The sequence below is a fragment of the Agathobaculum butyriciproducens genome (genome assembly GCA_003096535.1).
GTDB classification, from domain to species: Bacteria; Bacillota; Clostridia; order Oscillospirales; family Butyricicoccaceae; genus Agathobaculum; species Agathobaculum butyriciproducens.
The window spans coordinates 1-8,383 of record QEKJ01000032.1; the positions used below are offsets into that span (position 1 = coordinate 1).

Annotated in this window: 11 protein-coding genes; 1 reads left to right on the top strand and 10 read right to left on the bottom strand. The window is 50.9% G+C overall.

What is annotated here, in order from left to right:
* The 5 genes from C7386_RS12680 to mobQ form a co-directional block, all read right to left on the bottom strand.
* The coding region (locus C7386_RS12680; RefSeq protein ID WP_165815560.1) for a recombinase family protein at positions 1–509 on the bottom strand (509 nt) is incomplete at its 3' end.
* Complete coding sequence (locus C7386_RS12685) at positions 510–707, bottom strand: hypothetical protein (protein ID WP_002595176.1); 198 nt, start codon at positions 705–707, stop codon at positions 510–512.
* 242 nt (positions 708–949) lie between these two features.
* Complete coding sequence (locus tag C7386_RS12695) at positions 950–2,287, bottom strand: virulence-associated E family protein (protein ID WP_116705682.1); 1,338 nt, start codon at positions 2,285–2,287, stop codon at positions 950–952.
* A complete protein-coding gene (locus tag C7386_RS12700) occupies positions 2,256–2,900 on the bottom strand; it encodes a CHC2 zinc finger domain-containing protein (protein WP_116705683.1) in 645 nt (214 codons plus the stop codon). Before C7386_RS12700 ends, C7386_RS12695 begins: the two co-directional genes overlap by 32 nt.
* A gap of 64 nt (positions 2,901–2,964) precedes the next feature.
* Positions 2,965–4,539 carry a MobQ family relaxase gene (gene mobQ / locus C7386_RS12705; RefSeq protein ID WP_116705684.1) on the bottom strand — a complete coding sequence of 525 codons (1,575 nt, stop codon included), beginning with the start codon at positions 4,537–4,539 and terminating at the stop codon, positions 2,965–2,967.
* Between the two features lie 227 nt (positions 4,540–4,766).
* Here mobQ and C7386_RS12715 point away from each other — a divergent pair, with 227 nt between their 5' ends.
* On the top strand, positions 4,767–6,125 hold the full coding sequence (locus C7386_RS12715) for an IS1182 family transposase (RefSeq protein WP_116705686.1): 1,359 nt from the start codon (positions 4,767–4,769) through the stop codon (positions 6,123–6,125).
* 106 nt (positions 6,126–6,231) lie between these two features.
* On the opposite strand, the gene C7386_RS12720 is transcribed toward C7386_RS12715, so the two are convergent.
* The 5 genes from C7386_RS12720 to C7386_RS12740 form a co-directional block, all read right to left on the bottom strand.
* Positions 6,232–6,741, bottom strand: a complete 510-nt coding sequence (locus C7386_RS12720; RefSeq protein ID WP_054328107.1) for a hypothetical protein — start codon at positions 6,739–6,741, stop codon at positions 6,232–6,234.
* A gap of 57 nt (positions 6,742–6,798) precedes the next feature.
* Positions 6,799–7,053, bottom strand: a complete 255-nt coding sequence (locus C7386_RS12725; protein WP_006575072.1) for a CPCC family cysteine-rich protein — start codon at positions 7,051–7,053, stop codon at positions 6,799–6,801.
* A 311-nt stretch (positions 7,054–7,364) separates the two neighbouring features.
* Positions 7,365–7,661, bottom strand: a complete 297-nt coding sequence (locus C7386_RS12730; protein ID WP_009296086.1) for a DUF3847 domain-containing protein — start codon at positions 7,659–7,661, stop codon at positions 7,365–7,367.
* Positions 7,654–7,995 (bottom strand): replication initiator protein A, encoded by a 342-nt coding sequence (locus tag C7386_RS12735; protein WP_054328106.1) that lies wholly within the window; start codon positions 7,993–7,995, stop codon positions 7,654–7,656. The genes C7386_RS12730 and C7386_RS12735 overlap by 8 nt, the downstream gene beginning before the upstream one ends.
* Entirely contained in the window at positions 7,992–8,180 is a 189-nt protein-coding gene (locus C7386_RS12740; RefSeq protein WP_054328105.1) for a hypothetical protein, read from the bottom strand. The genes C7386_RS12735 and C7386_RS12740 overlap by 4 nt, the downstream gene beginning before the upstream one ends.
* Between the last annotated feature and the right edge of the window lie 203 nt (positions 8,181–8,383).

Here is an 8,383-nt window from a genome sequence, read left to right on the forward strand (position 1 = left end):
TGTCCTTTCTGCGCTTTCAGAAGATAAGAGGAATGGACTTTCTTGGAAATATCCTTGCTGTACATCTCGTTCAGGATATTCTTGAACGGGGCAATATCGTTGTTATCCCGCAGGGTGTCGATACCGTCATTCATGGCGATATAGCGGACACCGTTTCTTGGGAAAAAGTCCTCAATCAAATGCCCTGTTTGCAAATAGTTACGCCCCAGTCGGCTGAGGTCTTTCGTGATGACAAGGTTGATTTGCCTGCGCTCAATGGCTCTCAACATTCTCTGTAAATCAGGACGCTCCATATTAAGACCTGTGAAGCCATCGTCCTGATAGACTGCCACAACCTCCCATCCCTGCTTTTCGCAGTATTTTTCCAGCATATCACGCTGGTTTGCGATACTGGCACTTTCGCCTTGCAGGTCATCGTCCTTTGACAGCCTGCAATAGACCGCCGCACGATAGCCCCCGGCAAGTGCTGAACCGATTGTTCTGTATTCCATTTCGTTCATCATAGCCATTTACCCACACAATCCAGACGGTATCTGGCTCTGTTGAACCTCATCTTCATTATACTTCAAATCTTTCTTTTTAGCAAGATATTCTTTTGTATTTGTTTTGCCGTATTTCTGGGAAATCAGGCTGACGAACACATCGGTGGCGTCCAGTTCCCCGTCAAATACGGTTGTCACTTCAATCTTGGTCTTATTTTTCGCCATAGGCAGTTATCCTCCATACATGAAAATAGCCAGACAGAGAACGGTCGGCAACGAAGTCCGGCAACGGGCTTCAAAAGACCTTGCAAACAATCTCAATCTGGCGTTGATTACTATTTATACTTTTCTTTTATTTTTCTGTTGTTTTGGTTGTCAGAGAGGGAAAAAGCCCGGAAATAAGGGATTTTCCCCGGCAACCGGCTCGGCAACGGGATAGCAACGAAGTCGGCAACGGGCTGTCATTTTCAGAATGGAAGCTCCATCTGCTCTGTGACCTCCACAAAACCGTCCATAGATTTTTCGGGCGGGTTGTCGGTGTCCGTTGCCGGGATTTCACGCTCCCAGCCCTTTTGTCTGCCGTATTCCGCAAACATCCTCGGATTGGAAAAGTAGTTCCACCCGGTAATGCACTGGTTCATTATCTCGTTGATTTCCCGGATTTCCCATTGCTTCGGCTCATCAAAGGTGTGGTTTAAGGCTTCCTTGTAGAGCTGCTTGGAGCAGACCGTTTCCCCGGTGTACTTATCAAGGTAAGCCTGTATCATCCCGGCTTTGGTGTCCTCCGGCATAAAATCCCGCTGGTGTTCTTTGAGATACCGCTGCATGGCTGGGCTGAATGACAGCTTGAACATGCCGCTTCGGTAAATCTCCATTGCTTCCGCCCACATCTGGCTGATATAGGCTCTGGAAGCGGCTTCGTCCTCCAAAATGTGAACCTCGGCTTGCTCCGGGTACACCATGACCGGGATAAATCGGCGGTTGCCGGAACGGTCAAGGGGGAGAAAGTCAAGGGCGTTGGAAGTGCCGCCGAACACGCATTGACGGGGGCGGTCTGCCGGGTGAGTTTCATAGGGAATTTTGTAAACCTCTTTCTGGCGGCTTAGAAAGGACTTGATTTCCTCAATGCTCTTGGCATTGGCGGTTGCCATCATTTCCGACATTTCAATTATCCAGTGACCTTGCAGCTTGCGGTACACGTTATCATCGTCCAGCTTCCGCAAATCATCGGAAAACCACTCGTCCCGGACTGCCAGCAGCCGGAAGAAGGTGGATTTGCCAGCCCCCTGACCGCCTACCAGACACAGCATGATTTCAAACTTGCTTCCGGGCTTAAATGCCCTTGTAATCGCCCCCAGCATGAACAGCTTCAAGGCTTCATAGGTGTAATCGTCCACATCAGCTCCCAGAAAGTGCCGCAGACAGAAGCGGATGCGCTCAGTCCCGTCCCATGCAAGGCTGTTCAGAAAATCCCGGATGGGGTGGTACTTATTCTCATTCGCCACAATCCCGATGGCGGTTTCAATCTTTTTCTCACTGGTAAGCCCGTAGGTTTCCTCCAGATAGAGAAGCAGATACTTCATGTCCGTATCGGTCAGGGCTGTGCTTTCTCTGTGAAAACCGATGGGCTTTATGATGTCCTTGCGGTCGGTCAGAATGTTGTATGCGATAGCCCCGGAAAGCAGCGGGTCACGCTGGAATACGGTCAGGCAGTTCCGTATGCTCTGACGGACACCGCCTTTCTCGGTAGTTTCCAGCCCCGCCTTGATTTCCTCAATGCTCTGGGGCGGCTGCATGGCGTTCATGGTGTTTTTTAGTTCTTGCTGCGTCTGCGGCTGCAAGCTCTGCCATTCGCTGTTCAAGCTGTATCACATCCTTTCCGTAGTCCGTAATCAAAGCCGCTTTTTCCTCTGTTTCCCCGAACAGCAGCACATCCAGCAGATATTCCACTTGATCTTGCTTCTGTAAGGCTTCTATAAACCGGGGGTGAAAGGCTTCCTCCGGGGAGTGCGGGGCATATTCCTTTCTCCACACTCGAAGTAGGTGGAGATAATCGGCAAGAATACGGAAGCAGCAGTTCTTTGCTTCCTGAAACTGTTCCTCCGGGGATTTCTGCCGGGGCTTGGGCTTTTTTGCCTTTCCCGGCGGTTTCCAGTCCTCATAGGAAAGCCCGAAGTCATGTGCCAGTTGTACGGCGGCTTCTTTCTTTCCCAGCCTATACAGGGCGGCGGCAAAATCAATCACATCCCCATCTGCGCCGCAGCCGAAGCAGTGGTAACGCCGATCCAGCTTCATGCTTGGGGTCTTATCGTTATGGAACGGGCAGCAAGCCATCCCATTCCTGTTTACATGGATTCCATAATGCTCCGCAGCCTGTCTTGTTGTGGCGGACTGCTTCACAGCTTCAAATACATTCAAATCTATCCCTCCTTAAAAAGAAAAAAGCACCTGACATTCTCTGATTGAAAATGGCAAGTGCCTGTTAAAGTTCCATATCCTGTTGTTTGTGTTTCGCCTGTGCTGGGACAGTTCTTTGGGCTTTCTTTTCATCTGCCTTATCCTGCAAGGCTTCCTTGATAGGCTGCTTCTTGGGCGGCTCTTTGCTTTCCTCTGTGCCAGGGGTGGCTTTCCGTACCCAGTAGCGGATGTCCCGCAGCTTCTTCAAATCCTCCTGTACCTCGGTCAGCGGTACTTTCAGCTCTGTGATTTCTTCCAAAAGCGTTTCCTGCTCCTGTTGCAGTTTCTTTTGGGTGCTGTCCTTATCATCCGGGTGCTTGGCAAGGTAGGCAGCGGCTTTCTCATACCGGGCAACCTCCGGGTGTTCCAGCTTGAATTTCTCCTTAGTTTTCTTAAAAAATATCTTCCGGTACTTCTCATAGACAGGCTCACATTCCTTGCAGGCTGTCCGGGCAGCAAGAATCCCGTCAATCACTTTGCTGCGGGCTTCCTTGGGCTTCATCTGATTGCGGTAATCTGCGGCTGATTTCCCGGAAGATTCCAGAAATGCTTCTAAATCCTCCACAGTGGAAAGTCCCTTTTGCCGGAGATAGGACAGGGCTTCACTGACTGCCTTTAAGTCCTGTGAAGTCCCCCGGTTCTGTCCAGCCCTTGTCCAGTCCTTCCGTTCTTCCTTGCGTATCTCCAGATACTTCATCAGCAGATTGGGAAGAAGTGTCGCTTCCTCCGCCGCTTTTTGTGCAAGCAGCTCTTTCCGTTTTTCGCCCAGCTCGGTAATCCAGCCTTTGAGGTTTTGGATGAGCTGCCGGATGGACTTCATCAGGCGGTTGGCGGCTCTGATTTCCCGGTTCAGGTTGCCGATATTCGTCTGGATACCACGCTTTTCCATCTGCCGGACAGCAGCCCCCTCATGGACAGTAGGGACAATATCAAGCCCCTGTCTGGCATAGGAACGCAAGTCCACACGCTCCGGGCGGTCATTGGCTTCCAGATAGCGGTTCTGGATGACCTCCCATTCATGCCGCCAGATTTCACAATACTTCTGGTCGTTCCAGTCAACCGTATCCTCCTTGTGGCTTTTCCACCTGCCGGACGGAAGTTTTATTCGTTCCCCATTTTCGTCAAGGTCATAAATCTTACGGCTCTTGGGAAGCCATTTCCCATGTTCGTCCATCGCCCGCATGGTCAGCATGACATGAGCGTGAGGGTTTCCGTCCCCTTTGTCATGAATGGCAAAATCCACGCACATTCCTTTGGAAACAAACTGCTGCTGGCAAAACTCCCGGACAAGGACAGCGTACTGGTCAGGCGGGATCTCTCTTGGGATGGTAAGCACCCACCGCCTTGCAAGCTGGGAGTTCCATTGTTTTTCCACCGCTTCGGCGGCGTTCCACAAAGTATTGCGGTCTGCATATTCCTGTGGGGCATTAGGTGGGAGCAGGATTTCATTGTGGACGATACCACGCTTTTCCGGGTAGTGCTTCACTTGCTGGTCATATTCACAGAACAGTTTTTCGCCACTCTGGTAAGCAGCGGCGGCAACCGCAGACTGCCGCTGGCTGCGCTGAACAATCGTGATTTCGTTGTGTGGACAGGGCATTTCGTGTCCCTCCTTTCGCTAATTGGTGGACGGGGTGGCGTTTTACCACCTCATTTTGGGCAGAAAAAAAGCAGGAAACCTTTCTTTCAGATTTCCTGCTCGGTGTGCCGCTGTGTGGGCGGCGGGTATTTAGTTGTAAAAGTTCGGGACAAGTTGGCGCTGTTGACAAAGTCTCGCAACAGCCCTCGCGGTATGTTATAATGAGGAAAACGACCTGAGGTGATGGGATGCAGCTGGCAATGCACATGGTAACGATCGAGGATCTGATGCCCCGGGAGCACTTCCTCCGAAAGTTGGAAGCAGCGCTGGATCTGTCCTTCGTTTACGAGGAAACAGCCCCGCTTTACAGCAAAAAATACGGGCGCCCGGCCATCGACCCGGTGGTCATCGTGAAGTATCTGCTGGTGGGTTTCCTGTACGGCATCCCGTCGGAGCGGCAGATCGAGCGACGCGTCCAGACCGACATCGCCCTGCGCTGGTACCTGGGCCTCGACCTCTTCGACCGGGTGCCGGATCACAGCACCGTCTCGCAGCTGCGCCGCCGGAAACCGTCCTTCCGCAAGGTGTTTCGGCGGTTATTTGAAGAAGTCGTGGGGCAGTGCATCGAAAAAGGTCTGGTCAGCGGGCGCGTGGTGGGGGCGGACTCGACCCATGTGAGGGCCAACGCCTCCCGTGCGTCGGAAGAACTGGTGGAAGTCGCGGAGGAGGCCGGCGTTTACTGGGAACGGCTGGACGATTATGAGGAGGAAGGATTGGAGGAACTTGAGCGGCGAACCGGAAAGCGCCGCAAAAAGCGGACAAAGCAGATCAAACGGGACAACCGCCGCACCCACAAGCGCGTCAGCCGCACAGACCCGGAGTCGGGTCATCTGAAGCGCCCGGGGAAACCGGAGGGGCCTCATTACCTCGCCCATCAGGCGGTGGACAGCGACTACGGCATCATCGTAGGCCAGACCGTGACTGCCGGAGATGTGAACGATTCTGTGCCGTTTTTGGGCCTGATCGAGCATATTCACGAAAATGTTGTACCAATTCAGGCTGCCACGGCGGACGCCGCCTACGATTTTCCGCTGGCCCATCGGGCGCTGGGTGAACTGGGGATCGGCTTTTTCGTGCGGCCGCAAAAGACCGCCGCGCGGGTGTCTGTCCAGTTTACGCGGGACGATTTTTGCCGCGACGAGAACCGTGATGTGTACCTCTGTCCCATTGGAAAAGAGCTGTGTTTAAGGCGGCTGGCCCGCAGCGCCAGCGGCCTGTTTTGGGAGTATCAGGCGGATAAGCGGGACTGTGCGCTCTGTCCGCTGCGGGAAAAATGCCTGCGCGAGAGCGACAAACGCGGCGCAAGAAAGGTGTCCGTCAGCTACTTTGCGGCAGACCGACAGCGCAACCTGGAACGCCGTTCCAGCCCGGAATACCGGGAGGCGCTGAAACTGCGACAGGTCTGGTGCGAGGGCTCGTTTTCCGCGCAGAAGCGCGAGCACAACTTAGCGCGCGTTTTGCGACGAGGCTTAGAGGCAGCGGAGGACCACTGCCTCTTGTCGGCGACCGCATTGAACCTGAAACGGATGATAAAACACGCCGGATGACGCCAGAGGGCGTCTTTTTTTGTTGGTAGGGCGGAGCGGAGCGAGACTTTGTCAACAGCGCCAAGTTGACCCGATGTGAAGCTGACGAACTGGAATTTATTTGTTGTTATTTTCTATCAATCCCCAAAACATCATAGTATTCATCACTATACTCAATGCCACTATTGTCAAAGCGAGATTGCAGTTCTTTTACATAGTCATAAGGGTTATCAATAGGGGAAATTACTAATTCTGTTTCAAGATAACTTAATGTCGCTTTCTGTTCCTCTGTGCGGATTGCTTCTTCCTCTTTGAGGTGTTTTTCAAATTTGTCTTTGTCCATCCAAATAATCTGCTCAATAGGATTAGTAGAACCACAAGCAAGAATAAGTCTCATAAAATCCTCAAAGGTTCTTGCCAGTGGATAAACAAAAACATCTGCACAAGTATCAGGATTGCAGGCAAAAACCATTTCCCCATACGGCTCAATAAAGCAATACATAATACTTCCTTCAAAACCTATTGCCTTTGCATTGGTCGGATAGCAGAAGTAAGAATAAATATCTTCAACTTGTTCAAGACAAATCAAAGAGCCATTTATATTCAGTTCTTTGTATTGGTCAAAAAGTGTTTCCATTTTATCACACTCCTTTACAACTTCTAATTTTTCAGTTCTACAAGTTGGAAGTTGTCGCTATGAAATTTCTTTTTCATCATCTCTTGGTGGTCGGACATAACATAACATTTCTTTTTCACAAGCACCAAATTTTGAGAAATTGGATTTCGCTTCTTTTAGCGTTATTCCATGATTAGAGTCGCTTGGTTCGTTATCAGAAGCAATGAACGGGTCATTCTCCCAAAAACAAACGGGGCAAATATACCCACAATCTTCATTTGCCGGAACATTATAGGTAAAATATCCGCAGCAAGGACATTGGTATTTTTTCATATAAACCTCACGTTTAAGCCTTGACCTCAAATTCCTGATTTATTTCTGACTTTATTATACTTCATCGATTATCGAAAAGATAGCATATTTTATGAAACTTGTCGGCTGGGAACAGCTTGCACCGCAAGGTGTCCCCAACAGGCAAGTCCACAAAAGGGTAGCTGGCTGCAGCCAGCGCAGGGGAAGTGTAGCGTCCCCTGTTTGATTTGGAGCAGACCATGACTGCGGAAAATCACAGCTCTCCGGCGAGGAGCCTTCGGAGAACGCAATGCACCAACCTCTGGGTGGTGTATAATTGCGCCCTTAGTAAACTAAGGGGTTTCCGGCTTCTCCCGTTCCAGCATTTTTTTCAATAGTTCCTGCGTGTCCTGCCTGTGAAAAATGAGTTTCAACAACAGCATGACATCATCATCTGTTAGGCGTTCCGGCTCTTGCAGAAAACTTTCCAGCATACCGCCACGAGTGCAGAGCCGGTGCGTCCGTTCCTTTCGGGTAAGCTGCTTTAACTGGTGCTGCAATGCCTTTTCATCATTGATGGCTTTCCGCAGTTTCTTTTCGCTTTTCTCCAGCTCCCGGTTGAGCTTTTCCAGCTTCGAGGTATCAGGCAAGGGCAGCGTCCTCCTTTCCCGGTATCAGCACATAAATCCTATTCGGTTCTCCCACGCCCTGACGCACCCGCATGATAAGTCCGGCGTTTTCCAGTTCATTCAGAGAACGCTTGACCGTCATGGGACTGCGGGACAGGACTGCGGCAATGGCTGTGACAGGGAAGCAGACAAACAGGATTCCGTTCTCGTCCTCCTGCTCTTTGGATAGCATAGCGTCCAGCATCCGGCAGTACATGACCTTTGCGGTGCTGCTGACTGGAAATCCTGTCAACGCTCTGGGAAATGGCATACAGGGCGGCAATGGTGTGTCTATCGTCATAAATTCAAAATTCATTCGGTGTGTTCCTCCTTTTTCTTTGATCGTTTGGATAAATAACGGGGGCAGTCAATCACAACCGCCCGGAAGCTCTGCTTGCACCCATGCTGGCATTTCCGGCATAATTCGTTGTAAGTGACACGCCCCCGGTCATTGAGGTAAAAGGAAAGCTCATGCTTCCTCTTTTTGCTCATTCTCGGCATATTGTATTTCCTCCCGTTTTAGTGTATGGTTTCGGGGCGATTTTCGGCAAAATTACGGTCATAGAGCCGATTAAAATCTCCCGAAGTATCAGCGATAGGGTAGACTATCCCCCTATCAGATTGTCGTGTTTCGGTATCATTTCGGTGTCAGTTCGCCAGTTCTCCCCGGTGTCGTTCCTCCCCTGAATCTCACAGCGGCGTAT

Excerpts from the sequence above, each read along its gene's own strand:
- C7386_RS12725 (WP_006575072.1), bottom strand. The coding sequence starts at position 7,053 with ATGAAAAAATACCAATGTCCTTGCTGCGGATATTTTACCTATAATGTT.
- C7386_RS12715 (WP_116705686.1), top strand. The coding sequence starts at position 4,767 with ATGCAGCTGGCAATGCACATGGTAACGATCGAGGATCTGATGCCCCGG.
- C7386_RS12720 (WP_054328107.1), bottom strand. The coding sequence starts at position 6,741 with ATGGAAACACTTTTTGACCAATACAAAGAACTGAATATAAATGGCTCT.
- mobQ (WP_116705684.1), bottom strand. The coding sequence starts at position 4,539 with ATGCCCTGTCCACACAACGAAATCACGATTGTTCAGCGCAGCCAGCGG.
- C7386_RS12685 (WP_002595176.1), bottom strand. The coding sequence starts at position 707 with ATGGCGAAAAATAAGACCAAGATTGAAGTGACAACCGTATTTGACGGG.
- C7386_RS12740 (WP_054328105.1), bottom strand. The coding sequence starts at position 8,180 with ATGCCGAGAATGAGCAAAAAGAGGAAGCATGAGCTTTCCTTTTACCTC.
- C7386_RS12695 (WP_116705682.1), bottom strand. The coding sequence starts at position 2,287 with ATGAACGCCATGCAGCCGCCCCAGAGCATTGAGGAAATCAAGGCGGGG.
- C7386_RS12735 (WP_054328106.1), bottom strand. The coding sequence starts at position 7,995 with ATGAATTTTGAATTTATGACGATAGACACACCATTGCCGCCCTGTATG.